Raw genomic sequence first — 16272 nt, 5'->3', positions numbered from 1 at the left:
CGTCAGCTACACCAGCAGCCCCGGCACCTGCGGCACCAGCGCCTGCCGCTGCGCCGTGGCACTGCCGAGCAGCGCGAAGCCGAGCAGCTGCCCGTCGCCGCTGTGGAAGCGCGCATCGCAGCCGTCGTCGCTGAGCGTCACCGTCCACGCGCCCGACGCGTCGAGCGGCGGCGGGCACACCACCGTCGGGCAGGCCGGCGTCTTCACGATCACCGGCATCRCCGGGTAGACGACGGGCGTCGGCTTGCCGGCCAGCGTCGCGGCCAGCGCGCGGGCCTGCTGCATGATCGGCATCACATAGGGCAGCGTGTGGCCGTCGACCTCGGCGCAGTCGCCGAGTGCATGCACGTTCGCGGCGCTGGTCGCGAGCAGCCGGTTCGTCACGATGCCGCGGTTGGTGGTGATGCCGGCTGCGTGCGCGAGCCCCGTGCGCGGGCGCAGGCCGACGGCCGACAGCACCAGGTCGGCGGCGAGCGTGCCGCCATCTTTCAACGTCAGCGTGAAGCCGCTGCCGTCGCGCTGCACCGCCGCGACCGAGGTGTTGAAGCGGAAGCCCACCCCGGCCGCCTCCAGCTTCTCGCGCAGCCGCGTGCTGGCCTGCTCCGGCAGCAAGCGCGGCAGCGCGCGCGGTGCAAGATCGATCACCGTCGGCGCGATGCCGCGCGCGAGCAGGTCGTTCGCGAACTCGCAGCCGATCAGCCCGGCGCCGAGGATCGCGACGCGCTGCACGCCGTCGAGCCGGTCGGCGAAGCGGGCGTAGTCGTCGAGGTCGTTGACCGACAGCACGTCGTCGGCGCCATCGCCGGCAAGCGGCACGCGGATCGGGTCGGCACCGAGCGCGAGCACCAGGTCGCGGTAGGCGATCGCCTCGCCGCCATCGAGCTCGACCACCTGCGCGGCCGTGTCGATGCGCGCGACGACCGCGTTCGCGCGCAGCGTCGCGTTCAACTCGGCCGCCATCTTCTCGGCCGGCTTCATCACCAGCGACGCGGCGGTCTTCTTGCCGGCCAGCGCGTTCGACAGCATCGGCTTCGAATAGAAGCCGGCCTGGTCGCGGCTGACGATGACGAGCGGGGTCGTGGTGTCGAGCTTGCGCAGTTCGCGCGCGAGCGTGAAACCGGCGAGGCCGGTGCCGAGGATGACGATGGGATGTGACATGGGCGCGGGCCGTGAAAAGCGGTCGCCACTGTAGCAGTGGGGCCGGCGGTTACCTTTGGAGGCAAGCTCCCGCCGCACACTCGCATTGAAATGCCGGAGCCCGGCTCCACGTGGGAATCTCCACCGACAAGGACACCACACCGTGCTGACCCTCATCATCGTCGTGTGCCTCGTCGGCGCCTTCATCGCCTGGCTGATCGGCGAACCGTCGTGGATCGAACTGCGCCGCCGCCGGGTGCGCGCCCGCCCGTTCCCGGCCGAATGGCGGCAGATCCTGCGCCGGCACGTGCCCTATGTGCGCGGCATGCCGGCCGACCTGCAGTTGCAGCTGAAGAAGCACATGCAGGTGTTCCTCGCCGAAAAGGTGTTCATCGGCTGCGGCGGCCTCGAGGTCACCGAGGCGATGCGCGTGACGATCGCCGCGCAGGCCTGCCTGCTGCTGCTGAACAAGCGCCGGCCCGGCTACTTCCCGAACCTGAGCCAGGTGCTGGTCTACCCGGGCGCTTTCGTCGTCGACAAGGTGCACACCGGCCCGGCCGGCGTGCTGCAGGAGCAGCGCCAGGTGCTGGCCGGCGAATCGTGGTCGCAGGGCCAGGTGATCCTGTCGTGGCACGACGCGCTGGAAGGCGCCGCCGAGGCGGACGACGGCCGCAACGTCGTGATCCACGAGTTCGCGCACCAGCTCGACCAGGAGAACGGCGACGCGAACGGCGCACCGTGGATCGGCCGCCGCCACCGCGCGCGCTGGGCGCAGGTGTTCGGCAGCGAATTCGCGCTGCTGCAGCAGCAGGCCGAGCGCGGCGAGGAGACGCTGTTGAGCCACTACGGCGCCACCAACCCGGCCGAGTTCTTCGCGGTCGCGAGCGAGGTGTTCTTCGAGCAGGCGCCGCAGATGGCCGCGCAGCATCCGGCGCTGTTCGCCGAACTGAGCCGGTTCTACCGCGTCAATCCGCTCAGCTGGTAAGGATTCAGCTGACGGCCGAAGCCGCGCGCGCCGCGTCGATCTTGCCGAGCAGCCACTGCAGGCCGGCCAGGTGCTGCTGGTCGTGGCTCGCGAGGTAGTGCACCAGGCTGAGCAGCGTCAGCGCGCCATAGCCCTCGAACACGGCGGTGCGCTCCCACTGGGGCGGCTCGATGCGCCGCAGCAGCGCCAGCGTCTGCTCGCGCGCCACGCGGAACGCCGCCAGCGCCTGCGCCGCATCGGCATGTGCATAGTCGCGCTCGATCGCGAGCGCATCGGTGTCGATCGACGCGAGCAGCGGCCGGTCTTCGTCCAGCGTGCGCCGCAGGCGCACGTGGTAGCCGTCGATCTCGATGTCGCGCACGTGGCACAGCTGCGCGAGCGGCGACAAGGCCTCGCTCGGCACGCCGTCCCAACTGTCGGGCACGAAGGTCTCGTACCCGCGGGGAACCTCGGCGTAGAAGGCCGCGAGCTGATCGGGGAAACTGGCGAGTGCGTTCAGGGTGGCTGCATGCATCTCGCCAGTATGCCGATCAGGCTATCCAGTGGGTGATCAGGATGCCGAAGCCGAGGCCGTTGATCAGCATCCCGATCGCGAGGCGGACGGTCTTCATCGTGCACCCCCTTCGGCCAGCTTGCGGGCCACCGCGGCGCCGTAGGCCGGATCGGCCTTCGTGAAGTGCCCGATCTGCCGCAGGCGGATCTCATCCGACGGCACGCCGCGCATCGCGTTCGCGATGTTGCTCGTCAGGCGCTCCTGCTCGTCGGCCGGCAGCAGGCGGAACAGGTTGCCGGCCTGCGTGAAGTCGTCCGACTCGCCGCGCTCGTCGTAGCGAGCGGCCGCGCCATCCAGCGGCCAGCCGGCGTCGCCGTGCCCGAAGCCCTGCGGCGCACTGCCGCGCGCATCCACCGGCGCGTAGTTCTGCGCGGCGCTGCTGCCGTTCGGGTCGCCCGCGCTGCCGGCCATGCTGCCGTCGCGCTGCTGGTGGTGCACCGGGYAGCGCGGCCGGTTCACCGGCAGGTGCTGGTGGTTGGTGCCCACGCGGTACAGCTGCGCATCGTGGTACGCGAACAGCCGGCCCTGCAGCATCTTGTCGGGGCTGAAGCCCAGGCCCGGCACGATGTTGGCCGGCGACAGCGCGGCCTGCTCCACCTCGGCGTGGTAGTTCACCGGGTTGCGGTTCAGCTCCAGCACGCCGACCGGGATGCGCGGGAAATCCTTGTGCGGCCACACCTTGGTCAGGTCGAACGGGTTCCAGCCGGTGCGCGCTTCCCACGTCGCCGCCTCGGCCTCGGTCATCACCTGGATGAACACGTTCCACTTCGGGAAGTCGCCCGCCGCGATGGCACCGAACAGGTCGCGCTGCGCATGGTCGGGGTCGCTGCCGGCCAGCCGTGCCGCGTCCTCGGGCAGCAGGTTCTTGATCCCCTGCTGCGTCTTCAGGTGCCACTTGACCCACACCCGCTCGCCGCCCGCGTTGACCAGGCTGAAGGTGTGGCTGCCGAAGCCGTCCATGTGGCGGTAGCCGTCCGGCGTGCCCCGGTCGCTGAACAGCATCGTCACCTGGTGCAGGCTTTCCGGCGCGCGGCTCCAGAAGTCCCACATCATCGTCGCCGACTTCAGGTTCGTCTGCGGATCGCGCTTCTGCGTGTGGACGAAATCGGGGAACTTGATCGCGTCCTTGATGAAGAACATCGGCGTGTTGTTGCCGACCAGGTCCCAGTTGCCGTCTTCGGTGTAGAAGCGCACCGCGAAGCCGCGCGGGTCGCGCTCGGTGTCGGCACTGCCCTTCTCGCCGCCGACGGTCGAGAAGCGCACGAAGGTCTCGGTCTGCTTGCCGATCGCGCTGAACAGCTTCGCGTGGGTGTAGCGGCTGATGTCGTGCGTGACGGTGAAGGTGCCGTAGGCACCCGAGCCCTTCGCGTGCACGACGCGCTCGGGGATGCGTTCGCGGTTGAAGTGCTGCAGTTTCTCGATCAGGTGGAAATCCTGCAGCAGCACCGGGCCGCGCGGGCCGGCGGTGATCGAGTTCTGGTTGTCGACCACCGGAATGCCGGAGGCGGTGGTGAGGCGGGAAGGGGTTTGGCTCATGCGAGGGCTCCTGGTTCGGTGCCCTCAGTGTCGGAAAGCCGCCTCTCGCCGTAAATTCAATTGATCAAAGAACGTCAATAGCGAATTTCAATCGACCTCAGCCGCCGCCCGCCAGCGGGATCAGCCAGCCCGCCAGCAGCGAGAAGCTGGCGAAGGCCAGCACGGTGCTGGCCATGATGATGCGGGCGATGCGGCCGTTGTCGGCCCGGTAGCGCTCGGCCAGCAGCGAGACGTTGCTCGCGCTCGGCAGCGCGGCCGCCAGCGTCAGCACGGCCAGCCCGAAATCGCTGACCGCGAGGCCGGCCCGGCGCGCCGCCAGCCCGAGGCCGAACACCAGCAGCGGGTGCACGAACAGCTTGATCAGCGCGACCGGCAGGTAGCGCCCGAGCGGCGTGCGGCTGTGCGCATGCTGGCCGGCGCGCCACAGCACGGCGCCGATCGTGAACAGCGCGACCGGCGTCGCCGCATCGCCCAGCATCCGCACGATCTGCGCGAGCGGCCCCGGCAGTTCACGGCCGCTGGCGGCCAGCAGCGCGCCGAGCCCGATCGCCCACGGCAGCGGGTTGCCGAGCGCGCCGCGCAGCGAGCGGCGCAGCGAGACGCCGAGGTCGTCGTGCGGCGTGCCGTCGTGCCGGCGCGATTGCGCGAGTGCCACGCACAGCGAGCTGGTGAGCAGCAGGTCGACCAGCACGGTGCCGAYCACCGGCCCGGCGGCGCGCTCGCCGAGCAGCGCGGCCAGCAGCGGCACACCCATGAAGCCGGTGTTCGGGAACGCGGCGACCAGCGCGCCGAAGGCGGCGTTCTTCAGGTCGAGGCCGCGCCGCATCGTCAGCGTGACCGTCAGCACCACCACCAGCAGCGCACAGGCGGCGTAGATGCCGATCAGCGCCGGATCGATCAGCTGCGCGAACGGCATGCTGGCGCCGAAGCGGAACAGCATGCACGGCAGCGCGAAGAACAGCACGAAGGCGTTGAGGCCGGGGATCGCGGCTTCGGGCAGCACGTGCTGGCGGGCGGCGAGGTAGCCGCACAGCACCAACGCGAAGAAGGGGATGGTGACGGCGAGGATGGACTGCACAGCGGGCAAGTATCGCCCGTGTACGGACCTCTTTCAGGGCGAGGCAGGCGACGACGCCGGCGAGGCCACGTGCGCCGCAGCGCCCTGTCGCCGCCGGATCTCGGCGATCAGCTCGTCGTACTGCCTGCCCGTCTCCGACTTGATCAGCGACGGCCCGATGCCCGGCGGCACCCAGCGGTTCGGCACGTACTCGCCGTGGAAGGTGATCAACGTGTGCCCGCTGTCGGGTGCCGTGAGGCGGGTCGTCGCCTCGTAGCTCTTGAAATCGCCGCTGACCAGGTGCGAGCGGATCTCCTGCGGCGCGACCAGCTCGACCGAGCGCACGCTGTGGAACGCGAAGTGCAGCAGGCCGTGGCGCGCCTCGCCGCTTTGCTCGACCTGCAGCGCGCCACCCTCATGGCCGATCACCGCGCTCGACTTCAGGTTCGAGACGAAGCCCGCCATGTGCTCGTAGTCGGTCAGCACCGCCCACACCTGCTCGCGCTCGGCGGCCACGCTCGCTGTGACGTCGAGCACGACCTTGCCGTCCTGCAGCACCACCTGCACGTCGACCGGCTGCGCCTGCGCCGAGGTGCACGGCAGCGACAGCAGCAATCCGGCGCACAGGAGGGCGGAGCGGGCATCCATCGCGCGATGCTAAGACAGCCGGCCGTCCGGTGCACGCCTGGCCACTTTGCCTACACTGCCGCATGGCCGCACACCCTCCCCTGAAGCTCTTCATCGCCAACAAGAACTACTCGTCGTGGTCGCTGCGCCCGTGGGTGCTGATGCGCACGCTGCAGATCCCGTTCGACGAACAGCTGGTGCCGTTCGGCGCGGGCTCGCAGGCGGAGGTCTTCGGCGCCTTCTCGCCCTCGGGCAAGGTGCCCTGCCTGGTCGATGGCGAGACGGTGGTCTGGGATTCGCTGGCGATCATCGAGTACCTGGCCGAGGCGCATCCACGGGCCTGGCCGGTGGAGCGCGGCGCGCGGGCCTGGGCGCGMAGCGCGGCCGCCGAGATGCATTCCGGCTTCTTCACCGTGCGCAACCTGTGCTCGATGAACTGTGGCGTGCGGGTGCGGATCGAGCCGGTGCCGCCGGCGCTGCAGGCGGAGTGGGACCGGCTCTCGGCGTTGTGGGATGAAGGGCTCGCCCGCTTCGGCGGGCCGTTCCTGGCGGGCCCGCAGTTCACGGCCGTGGATGCGTTCTTCGCACCGCTGGCCTTTCGGGCGCAGACTTATTCACCGACGCTCTCGGCGCGTTCGAACGAGTACCTCGCGCGCCTGCTGGCCTTGCCGGCCATGCAGTCGTGGTACGCCGATGCGCTGGCCGAACCGTGGCGCCACCAGGGCCACGAAGAAGAAGTCCATGCGGTGGGCAGCTTGCTGCAGGATCTGCGCTCGCCGCGCTGATGCGCGGCGGCTCAGTGCGGCCGGCCGGCGGCGATGGCCGGAAAGTCGCGCGCATAGCGGTCGATCCATTCGGTCGCCGCTTCCTCCGCGCTGAGCTGCCGGCCCTCGATGCGGCTGACCGACTGCCGGTAGTCCTCGATGTGGCACACCTGCTCGACCATGCGCGCGAGGAACGCGACCTCGGCATCGAGGAAGGTCACGCCCACCTCGTAGCCTTCGATCTCGCTCGGCTCGCACCAGGCCACGCGGGCATCGGCCTCGAAGGCCGGCTGCACATAGGGAATGCAGATGTGCACATGCTCGCCCGGCGCCACCGCGCGGTCGACATGCACCGCCAGGCCGCCCGCGCTGATGTCATGCGCATGCGCCGCAGCCGCCGGGCCGTGCAGGTTGCCGGTACCGATCTCGACCGGCAGATCGACAGGGTGGCGGATGAACTGTCTCATGGTGTGCCGCGAGTATTCGCCATCTGCGCGCGCAACGCCAATAACCCATTTGAAGGGGTGGATTGGCCCTTCTTCGTCATCCGACCTGCGCGCCCGCCCGCCCGGCCTCGACGCCATAGCGCGCCGCAGTACGGATGCTCGCGTTGGGATCGTTTGCATCGCTGACCACGCGCAACGCGGCCTCCAGGCGCTGCGGATCCAGCCGGAAGCTCATGTAGCCGCGCTCCTCGCTGCGCGCATAGCGGATGTGCGGGTTCAGCGGCAGCGCCGCATCGAGCCGGTCCTGCGCCATGCCGTGGCTCGTGATCGAGGTGCCGCAGAACTCGGTGGCGAGCGGTGCCGCATCGCCGGGGCGGCGCTTCAGGTCGGCGACGTAGTTGCAGTGCACATCGCCGCTCAGCACCACCGGGTTGGCGGCGCGCCGCTCGGCCAGCGTGTCGAGCAGCCGCTCGCGCGCGACCGGGTAGCCGGCCCAGCCGTCGGTCCAGAAGCGGCCTTCCTTCGTCCAGGTGAACGGCGCCATCAGCGTCTGCTGCGCGAGCAGGTTCCAGCGTGCGTCGGTCTGTGCCAGGCCCTCGCCCAGCCAGCGCTCCTGCGCCGCGCCGAGCAGCGTGCGTCCGGGCTTCATCAGCTCGGGGCAGGCGGCCAGGTCGATGGTGCTCGAGCCGCCGCGGCCCGGCTTCGGGCAGGCCTGGTGGTCGCGGTACTGGCGGTCGTCGAGCACATGGAAGCGCGCCAGAGCGCCCCAGTCGTAGCGGTCGAACACCTGCGCATTCGCGCGCACCGGCCGCGCCGACAGCGGCAGCGGCATGTGCTCCCACCAGGCCTGGTAGGCTGCGGCGCGGCGTTCGAGGAAGTTCGGCGCCAGGTCCTGGCCCTGGTCGTTCGCGTAGTCGTTCGCGACCTCGTGGTCGTCCCAGGTGACGATCCACGGCGCCACGGCATGGATGCGCTGCAGGTCGGCATCGCCCTTGTACTGCGCATAGCGGGCCCGGTACTGCGCGAGCGTCGTCGCGTCGCCGCTGCCCTCGTGCACGCGCACGCGGCCGGCGACCGGGCCGTACTCGTAGATGTAGTCGCCGAGGAAGACGACCAGGTCGGGCGATTCGTCGGCAAGGTGGCGCCACGCCGCGAAGTGGCCATGGTCCCAGCGCTGGCACGACGCGATCGCGAAGGCCAGCGATTCGCTCGCGCCGGCCGGCGGCGCGGTGCGGGTGCGGCCGGTCGCGCTGCGCGCGCCGAGCGCGGTGAAGCGGTAGAAGTAGCTGCGCGACGGCGCGAGCTCGCGCGGCTGCGCATGCACGCTGTGGCCCCAGGCGGCCTCGGCGGTCTCGGTGCCGCGCGCGACGACCTGGGTGAAGGCCTCGTCGCGCGCCAGCTCCCACTGCACCGGCACGCGCGCCGGCAGGTCGGCACCGATCAGGCGCGTCCACAGCACGACGCTGTCGGCACGCGGCGAACCGGAGGCGATGCCGAGCGGGAAGCGGTCGATGTCGGCGGCACGTGCCGCCCGAACGAACAACGGGGCACCTGTACCGAATGCCGTGGCCGCGGCCCATTGCAACAGGCGGCGGCGGTCGAAGGAAGTGGGGCTCATGGAAGGGGCGGCAAGAAAGCTCGGAGGGGATCGCGATTGTTCTATCACAGTCACGCGGACTCGCCGCGACGGACGCTCGCCTATGATCGATGCGAGTTTGCTTCCGAGCCGTTCCCCCGTGTCCTCCTCCCCCGATTCCGTCTCCACGCTGAACAACGCCCAGATGGAGGCGGTGCAGCACCTGTCCGGCCCCTGCCTGGTGCTGGCCGGCGCCGGCTCGGGCAAGACGCGGGTGATCACGCACAAGATCGCGCGGCTGCTGCAGGCCGGCTATGCGCCGGGGCAGATCGCCGCGATCACCTTCACCAACAAGGCCGCGCAGGAGATGCGCGAGCGCGCCAAGTCGCTGATCGGCGCGCGCGCCGCCAAGCACCTGGTGGTCAGCACCTTCCACTCGCTGGGCGTGCGCATCCTGCGTGCCGAGGGCGAGCGGCTGGGCCTGAAGGAGAAGTTCAGCATCCTCGACAGCGACGACGTGCTCGGCATCCTGAAAGACGCCGGCGGCACCACCGACATCGCGATGGCGCGCCGCTGGCAGTGGACCATCAGCCTGTGGAAGAACGAGGGCCTGGGCAGCGACGACGTGAAGCCCGAGACCGACGACGACGTGGTCGCGCAGAAGGTGATGAAGCGCTATGAAGAACGGCTCGCGGCCTACCAGGCGGTCGACTTCGACGACCTGATCGGCCTGCCGTACCGGCTGCTGAAGCGCGATGCCGAGGCGCGCGCCACCTGGCAGAACACGCTGCGCTACGTGCTCGTCGACGAGTACCAGGACACCAACGCGATCCAGTACGAGCTGCTGAAGAGCATCGTCGGCGAGCGCGGCATGTTCACCGCGGTGGGCGACGACGACCAGAGCATCTACGGCTGGCGCGGCGCGACCATCGAGAACCTGCGCCGCCTGCCGCAGGAGTACGCCGACCTGAAGGTGATCCCGCTGGAGCAGAACTACCGCTCCACCGGCTACATCCTGCGCGCCGCCAACAACGTGATCGGCAACAACCCGAAGCTGTTCGAGAAGAAGCTGTGGAGCGCGTTCGGCGACGGCGAGCCGGTGCAGCTGGTCGAGTGCGACAACGAGGAGCACGAGGCCGAGCGCGCAGTGGCGCGCATCCAGGCGATCCGCGCGAACGGCGCGGCCGACGGCGTGCAGTTCAAGGATTTCGCGATCCTGTACCGCGCCAACCACCAGGCGCGGGTGATCGAGAAAGCCCTGCGCAAGGCCGAGCTGCCGTACAAGGTGTCGGGCGGCCAGAGCTTCTTCGACCGCGCCGAGATCCGCGACCTGTGCGCCTGGCTGCGGCTGCTGGTCAACAACGACGACGACCCGGCCTTCCTGCGCGCGGTCACCACGCCCAAGCGCGGCATCGGCCACCAGACGCTCGGCAGCCTCGGCGAGTTCGCCGGCAAGTGGAAGACCAGCCTGTACGAGGCGCTGTTCGCCGAGAGCCTGGGCACCGCGATCAACGCACGCGCGATCGGCTCGCTGCACGAGTTCGGCCGCTACGTCAGCGATTTCGAGTACCGCGCGCGCCACACCACCGGCGCCGAGGACGCGAAGGCGCTGCTGATGGGCTGGCTGAAGGACATCGACTACGAGAAGCACCTGTACGACGGCGAAGACAGCGAGAAGCTGGCCGCATCGCGCTGGTCGAACGTGATCGACTTCATCGACTGGATCGCCAAGCGCTGCGGCGGCGAGATCGAGAACGACGGCGGCATGAGCATCGAGACCGAGCGCACCAGCGTGCTCGACGTCGCGCAGACCATCTCGGTGATCATGAGCCTGGCCGAGCGCGGCGAGGAGCAGGACGTGATCACGCTGTCGACGCTGCACGCGTCGAAGGGCCTCGAGTGGCCGCACGTGGTGCTGGCCGGCGTCAACGAAGGGCTGCTGCCGTTCCGCAGCGACGACGAGGAGATGACGCCGCAGCGGCTCGAGGAGGAGCGCCGGCTGATGTACGTCGGCATCACGCGGGCCCGCACGACGCTCGCGGTGAGCACGCTGCGCCGGCGCAAGCGCGGGCGCGATTTCGTGCAGGGCATCCCGAGCCGCTTCATCGGCGAGATGAAGCTGCACGAGGCCGGCCCGAAGGAAGACCCGCGCGAGAAGCTGAAGGCGCTGCGCGCCGCGGCGCAGGCGCRGGCCGAACTGGCCAAGGCGGCAGCACCGGCGGCGGGGGCGGAATGAAGCCGATCACCTGGATGGTGTGGACAGGGGCCATCGTCGCGAGCGCGGCGCTGGCCATCGCGTCGGGCGACGGCTGGATCGCGGCGCACTGGCTGTTCGTGTTCAAGCCGCTGACCACGCTGCTGATCATCGCGTTCGCATGGCCGCGCGGGGCCGATGCGCCGGCGCGGCGGCGCTGGGTGCGGGTGGGGCTGCTGCTGTCGCTGGCCGGCGATGTGGCGCTGCTGTGGCCGGTGCAGGGCTTCCTGCCGGGGCTGGTGGCCTTCCTGCTGGCGCACCTGGCGTACATCGCCGCGTTCACGCGCGGCGTGCGCTTCGGCGCCTGGCCGGTGGCGTTCGCCGCGTATGCGCTGGTGGCCGGCGCGATCCTCGCGTTGCTGTGGCACGGCGTGCCGCAGCCCTTGCGCGTGCCGGTGCTCGCGTATGTGGCCTGCCTCGCGGCGATGGCCGCCCAGGCCGCCACGGCCTGGCGGGCGGCGCATGCCGATGGCGCAGCCGCGGCGCACCACGCGCGGCACGCGGCCGTGGGCGCCGCGCTGTTCGTCGTCTCCGACGCCTTGCTGGCCACCGACCGCTTCGGGCCGCCGCTGCCGCTGGCAGCGCTGCTGATCCTCGCGACCTACTGGGCGGCGCAGTTCCTGATGGCGGCCTCGATGCGCCGCGGCGAACCGATGGAGACGACCTGATGGACGTGGACCCGATGCAGTCCGTGGAGTCGCTGCAGGAGGCCTCCTCCGTGGCGAAGCGCAATGCGCGGCTGAATGCGGTGGTGGCGGTGAGCGTCGCGATCCTCGCGACCTTCATGGGCATCTGCAAGGTCAAGGACGACAACATCGTGCAGGCCATGCAGCAGGCGCAGGCCGACAAGCTGGACCATTGGTCCTACTACCAGGCCCGCAACGTGCGGCAGGAGGTGGCCGATGCGACGCTGACCCAGCTGCGGCTCGCACGCGCCGAGCGCAGCGGCGCGCAGGCCGCGGCCTACGACACCGAGATCGCCCGCTACGCCGCGATCGCGGCCGACCAGGCGAAGAAGAAGCTCGAGGTCAAGGCCCAGGCCGAGCAGGACCAGAAGACCTACGACGCGCTGAACTTCCGCGATGACCAGTTCGACCTGTCGGACGCGGCGCTCGCCATCGCGATCGCGCTGCTGGCGGTGACCGCGCTGACGCAGCTGTGGTGGCTGTACTGGCTCACCTGGGTGCCGATGGGCTTCGGCGTGCTGATGGGCGTCGCGGGGCTGGGCGGCCTGGGCATCCATCCGGATGCATTGGTCAGGCTGCTCAGCTGAAGGCAGCTACATCCCCTTGAACAGGCCGGTGAAGCTGCGCGACACCTCCAGCTTCTCGTTGTGCCCCTTGACGCTCACCAGCTGACGCCCGCGCAGGTCGCGCGTCACGCCCGAGATCGCCTGCGTGTTGACGAGCGTCGAGCGGTGGATCTGCCAGAACTGGTTCGGGTCCAGCTCGTCCAGCAGCTCCTTGATCGGCTTGCGGATCAGCGCCTCGATCGTCGCCGTCTGCACCCGCGTGTACTTCTCGTCGGAGATGAAGAACAGCACGTCGTCGACCGGGATCATCTGGATGCTCTGCCCGACCGTCGCCTGGATCCAGCGCAGCCGCTGCGGCGCGCTGCCCGGGTTCAGCTGCTGCGCGAGCTTCTGCAGCAGCTGCTGCATGTCGGGGCCGGCCACCGGCGGCGCCTCGTTCGACGCCGCGCGCTGCGCAAGCCGCTTGCGGATGCGCTCCACCGTCAGCGCGAGCCGCTCGCGCTCGGCCGGCTTCAGCACGTAATCGACGACGCCCTGCTCGAAGGCCTCGACCGCATACTGGTCGTAGGCGGTGATGAAGACGATCTCGCAGCCGTCCCAATCATCGTCGCCGGCCGCCAGCTGGCCGATCTGGCGCGCCGCCTCGACACCGGTCATGCCCGGCATCCGGATGTCGAGGAAGACCAGGTCGGGCCGGTGCTGCGTGGTCAGCTCCACCGCCTCGATCCCGTTCTTCGCCTCGGCGACGATCTCCAGTTCGGGCCACACCTCGGCGAGTCGCGCGCGAAGCTGCTCGCGCATCAGCCGCTCGTCGTCGGCAATCACAGCTCGGATGTTCATGCCTGGATCGTAGCCTCAGCTGAGGCTTGCGGGGCCTTCGGCTTGCGCTCCAGCACGCGCCACACCAGCCACAGCAGCCCGGCCACCAGCAGCACCGGCGACAGCAGCAGCCCGGCGGCGATCAGCGCCACCGCGACGGCGATGCCGACGGCCAGCGCGGCGAACAGCAGCGGCACGCCCAGGCCCACCATCAGCGTGAACGGCACGACGATCGCCACCACCAGCGCGGCCACCAGCAGGCAGGCGGTGATCACCAGCCACTGGCCGGCCTGCAGCGACGGCAGCATCCACGACTCGCCGTCGATGCTCACGTGGATGCCGTCGGCCGGCAGGCTGTGGATCAGCGCTGCCGCGGCGAGGCCGGCCATCACGAGGGCGCTGAGGCCGAGGCACAGGAAGAGCTTGAGGATGCGTTTCATGCAGGGGCTCCTTCGGAGGTCTTGGCGCGGTAGGGCACGGTGATCGTCACCCGCGTGCCGCCACCGGGGTTCTCGGACACGGTCAGGCTGGCCGCGCTGCCGTACAGCAGCTGCAGGCGTTCGCGGATGTTCGCGAGGCCGATGCCGGTGCCGGCGGTCGCGGCCTTGCCGAAGCCGAGGCCGGTGTCGGCCACCGACACCGCGAGCTTGCCGTGCACGATCTCGGCGGCCACCGTCAGCGCGCCGCCCTCGGCCTTCGGTTCCAGCCCGTGCTTGATCGCGTTCTCGACCAGGCTCTGCAGCATCATCGGCGGGAACTCGGCCGACAGCAGGCCGTCGCTCACGCGCACCTCGGTCTGCAGGCGCTCTTCCATCCGCACCTTCAGGATCTCCAGGTAGGGCCGGATCACCGCGAGCTCGCGGCCCAGGTCGCGCGTGGCCTGCGCATTGGCCTCGCGCATCGTCGGCATGCTGGCGCGCAGCAGCGCGATCAGGTTCTTCTGCATCTTGCTGGCGCGCGGCGGGTCGGTCTCGATCAGGTGGTCGATGCTCGCCAGCGTGTTGAACAGGAAGTGCGGCTCGACCTGCGCCTGCATCGCGGCCATGCGGGCCTCGATCACCTGGCGCTTCAGCGCCTCGGACTCGGCCATCTCGGTGGCGACCACTGCCTGCGCCTCGGCCTTGAAGCGGCCGGCGGCCATGATCTTGATCACCATCGAGATGAAGATCAGCAGGAAGGTGAAGCCGGGCAGGTGGTCGCCGGGGCGGAAGCCCTTGATCGTGACGGTGTCCATCTCGTCGTCGGCCGCCATCTTCTCGAGCACGCGGTCGGCGGCCTCGCGCTGGGCGTCGGCCGCGGCCTCCTGCGCATCGGCGATCGCCCGCTGGATGTCGGCCTTGGCCTCCTCGACCGCGGCACGCACCTCCTCGGTGTCGGCGTTCTTCGGCAGCTTGACCTCGATGGCCGGCACCGAGATCGTGATGCCGGCAGCGGCCGATGCGGCGGCCGACGCGGCCGGCGCCGCCGGGCCGATGCGCACGCCGCGATCGTCGATCGTCACGCCGCCGGCACGCACGCCCTTGTCATCGATCTCCAGCGGCCCGATGCGCACGCCCTTGTYGTCGATCGTGACCTCGAACGGCTTGCCGGCGATGGTCACGTTGGCGCGCTTGGCCGGCTCGGCCGACGCGGCGCTGGCGGGCGTGGCCGGTGCGGCGGGTGCCGTGACCGCCGGCGCCTTGCGCTTCTTCGGRCCCTTCACGACGACGCGGTCGTCGGTCCAGCGCAGGTTGAACGGCGGCAGGTCGGACAGGATACCGGCGGCGATCAGCGCCAGCACCGACAGCAGGATGAAGCGCTTCCAGCTGATGCTGTCCAGCCAGCGGGCGTAGGCGCTGAAGGCGCGGCGGGCGGCCGGCAGCATCGAGCCGGTGAAGCCGGGGGCGGCGGGCGGGGTGGGAGTCGAGACCATGCAGCCACTGTAAGCGGCGGCACGGGGGCGGCGCGACAGCCGGGCGACGGTCCGGCCGATCGGCCGGACAGGCTGCAGCCATCCGCGACAGAGCGGCTACAGGAAGCCGAGCTTCTTCGTCGCGAAGTTCTTCAGGTTCGGCAGCACGGTCGCGAGCTGCGTGTCGGTGGCGCCGAACCAGCCGAGCATCGTGGCCGCGTACTGGTCGACCGAGGTGGTCGGGATCCAGCGGCCCTGCAGCTCCCAGCTGTCCTTGCCGACGTCGTCCGGCCCGCCCAGCGTCAGCGTCGGGAAGCTGCCGTAGCTGGTGCCGCCCTTCACCGCGCCGCCCACCACCAGGTGGTTGCTGCCCCAGGCGTGGTCGGTGCCGTTGCTGTTGTTCGGCGTGAAGGTGCGGCCGAAGTCGCTTTGCGTGAAGGCCGTCACGGCATCCGCCATGCCGAGGTTCTTCATCGCGGCGTAGAACGCGCCCAGCGCGTCGCCGACTTCCTTCAGCAGGTCGGCGTGGGCGCCGGTGGTCGGCCCGCCGGTGACCTGGTTGGCATGCGTGTCGAAGCTGTCGATCGACGCGAAGAAGATCTGCCGGTTGCCCTGCACCGTGCCGTTGGCGGCGATCAGCTTGGCCACCTGGTAGAGCTGCTTGGCCAGCCCCGTCTTCAGCGTGCTGCCGGAGATCAGCGGCGCGAACGCGCTGTCGATCGCCGCCAGCGCGCCGGTGCCGCCGGGCGTCACCGCCACGGTCGCGGCGAGCCGGTCCGACACGGCGAAGGCGTTGCGCTGCGCCGCCGCATAGGCATCGGCGAGCGCGGCATCCTGCGCCTGCGCGTACAGCGCATCGATCGCCTTCTTGCGCGCCGTGTTCGACGCGTTGTTGGTCAGGTCCTTCGGCTGCAGGTTGTAGGCGCCGAACGTGGCGCCCGGGTCGGGCAGCACCAGCGGGGTCTGGGCCGACGACAGGCCGAAGCGCGTCGAGCCGGCGACCGAGATCACCGGGTTCGCGGTGCCCAGCGCCTCGGACGCCCGGCCGCCCCAGCCGGTGCGGGTCAGCGAGTCGGAGGTGCCGGTCTCCCACAGGATCTGCTGGTCGGAGTGCGAGAACAGGTTGTCGGGCAGCAGGTCGGAGCTGGCAGCGGCGGCACGGTACTGGTCCTTCGTGAGCGGCGAGTTCAGCGTGCCGAGGTTCAGCACCGGCGCGAGCTTGCCGTCGGCCCAGGCGGTGGACAGCGCCGCGAGCGACGGGTGCAGCCCGTAGTTGATGCCGGCCAGGTTCACGAGGTTGGCCTTCGGGATCGCGAGGCCCTTGCGCACGGCCGCGTACTGGTCGTAGCGGGTGTCGGTCGGCACGATGGTGTTG

At 70.3% G+C, this 16272-nt stretch carries 16 protein-coding genes; 5 read left to right on the top strand and 11 right to left on the bottom strand.

Annotated elements, in window-relative coordinates:
- Positions 1-6: 6 nt before the first annotated feature.
- Positions 7-1158 carry an NAD(P)/FAD-dependent oxidoreductase gene (locus AC1D15_RS02225; protein WP_477824757.1) on the bottom strand — a complete coding sequence of 384 codons (1152 nt, stop codon included), beginning with the start codon at positions 1156-1158 and terminating at the stop codon, positions 7-9.
- 142 nt (positions 1159-1300) lie between these two features.
- Here AC1D15_RS02225 and AC1D15_RS02220 point away from each other — a divergent pair, with 142 nt between their 5' ends.
- The gene (locus AC1D15_RS02220) at positions 1301-2122 is read left to right on the top strand and encodes a M90 family metallopeptidase (RefSeq protein ID WP_477824756.1); all 822 of its coding nucleotides are present in this window, start codon (positions 1301-1303) and stop codon (positions 2120-2122) included.
- A gap of 4 nt (positions 2123-2126) precedes the next feature.
- Here the strand turns inward: AC1D15_RS02220 and AC1D15_RS02215 are convergent, their stop codons facing one another.
- The 4 genes from AC1D15_RS02215 to AC1D15_RS02200 all read right to left on the bottom strand — a co-directional run bounded on the left by AC1D15_RS02215 (position 2127) and on the right by AC1D15_RS02200 (position 5916).
- A complete protein-coding gene (locus AC1D15_RS02215; protein WP_477824755.1) occupies positions 2127-2636 on the bottom strand; it encodes a DinB family protein in 510 nt (169 codons plus the stop codon).
- A gap of 93 nt (positions 2637-2729) precedes the next feature.
- Positions 2730-4211 carry a catalase gene (locus AC1D15_RS02210; protein WP_477824754.1) on the bottom strand — a complete coding sequence of 494 codons (1482 nt, stop codon included), beginning with the start codon at positions 4209-4211 and terminating at the stop codon, positions 2730-2732.
- A gap of 97 nt (positions 4212-4308) precedes the next feature.
- Positions 4309-5289: an AEC family transporter gene (locus AC1D15_RS02205; RefSeq protein WP_477824753.1), complete on the bottom strand. Its 981-nt coding sequence runs from the start codon at positions 5287-5289 to the stop codon at positions 4309-4311.
- Between the two features lie 33 nt (positions 5290-5322).
- Positions 5323-5916, bottom strand: a complete 594-nt coding sequence (locus AC1D15_RS02200) for an SRPBCC family protein (protein ID WP_477824752.1) — start codon at positions 5914-5916, stop codon at positions 5323-5325.
- A gap of 62 nt (positions 5917-5978) precedes the next feature.
- On the opposite strand from AC1D15_RS02200, the gene AC1D15_RS02195 reads away from it, so the two are divergent.
- Positions 5979-6680, top strand: a complete 702-nt coding sequence (locus AC1D15_RS02195) for a glutathione S-transferase N-terminal domain-containing protein (RefSeq protein WP_047501779.1) — start codon at positions 5979-5981, stop codon at positions 6678-6680.
- Between the two features lie 11 nt (positions 6681-6691).
- Here the strand turns inward: AC1D15_RS02195 and AC1D15_RS02190 are convergent, their stop codons facing one another.
- Both AC1D15_RS02190 and AC1D15_RS02185 read right to left on the bottom strand, forming a co-directional pair.
- The gene (locus tag AC1D15_RS02190) at positions 6692-7126 is read right to left on the bottom strand and encodes a PilZ domain-containing protein (protein WP_047501777.1); all 435 of its coding nucleotides are present in this window, start codon (positions 7124-7126) and stop codon (positions 6692-6694) included.
- Between the two features lie 76 nt (positions 7127-7202).
- Positions 7203-8723 carry an alkaline phosphatase D family protein gene (locus AC1D15_RS02185; protein WP_477824751.1) on the bottom strand — a complete coding sequence of 507 codons (1521 nt, stop codon included), beginning with the start codon at positions 8721-8723 and terminating at the stop codon, positions 7203-7205.
- 82 nt (positions 8724-8805) lie between these two features.
- Here AC1D15_RS02185 and AC1D15_RS02180 point away from each other — a divergent pair, with 82 nt between their 5' ends.
- Genes AC1D15_RS02180 through AC1D15_RS02170 form a run of 3 tightly spaced genes read left to right on the top strand, consistent with a single transcriptional unit; the run spans position 8806 to position 12208 of the window.
- Positions 8806-10917 (top strand): ATP-dependent helicase, encoded by a 2112-nt coding sequence (locus AC1D15_RS02180; RefSeq protein WP_477824750.1) that lies wholly within the window; start codon positions 8806-8808, stop codon positions 10915-10917.
- Positions 10914-11603 carry a lysoplasmalogenase gene (locus AC1D15_RS02175; RefSeq protein ID WP_477824749.1) on the top strand — a complete coding sequence of 230 codons (690 nt, stop codon included), beginning with the start codon at positions 10914-10916 and terminating at the stop codon, positions 11601-11603. Before AC1D15_RS02180 ends, AC1D15_RS02175 begins: the two co-directional genes overlap by 4 nt.
- The gene (locus AC1D15_RS02170) at positions 11603-12208 is read left to right on the top strand and encodes a DUF4337 domain-containing protein (protein ID WP_477824748.1); all 606 of its coding nucleotides are present in this window, start codon (positions 11603-11605) and stop codon (positions 12206-12208) included. The genes AC1D15_RS02175 and AC1D15_RS02170 overlap by 1 nt, the downstream gene beginning before the upstream one ends.
- Before the next feature lie 6 nt (positions 12209-12214).
- Here the strand turns inward: AC1D15_RS02170 and AC1D15_RS02165 are convergent, their stop codons facing one another.
- From AC1D15_RS02165 to AC1D15_RS02150, 4 genes are all read right to left on the bottom strand, one after another.
- Entirely contained in the window at positions 12215-13027 is an 813-nt protein-coding gene (locus AC1D15_RS02165) for a LytR/AlgR family response regulator transcription factor (RefSeq protein WP_047501768.1), read from the bottom strand.
- Positions 13024-13446 (bottom strand): hypothetical protein, encoded by a 423-nt coding sequence (locus AC1D15_RS02160; protein WP_477824747.1) that lies wholly within the window; start codon positions 13444-13446, stop codon positions 13024-13026. The genes AC1D15_RS02165 and AC1D15_RS02160 overlap by 4 nt, the downstream gene beginning before the upstream one ends.
- Entirely contained in the window at positions 13443-14918 is a 1476-nt protein-coding gene (locus AC1D15_RS02155) for a sensor histidine kinase (protein ID WP_477824746.1), read from the bottom strand. Before AC1D15_RS02155 ends, AC1D15_RS02160 begins: the two co-directional genes overlap by 4 nt.
- A 96-nt stretch (positions 14919-15014) precedes the next feature.
- Positions 15015-16272: DUF1501 domain-containing protein (locus AC1D15_RS02150; protein ID WP_477824745.1), on the bottom strand; the 1258-nt coding region annotated here is incomplete at its 5' end.

Source organism: Rhizobacter sp. P2_H2, from assembly GCF_056403375.1.
This window is presented reverse-complemented; position numbering and strand designations above follow the sequence as displayed.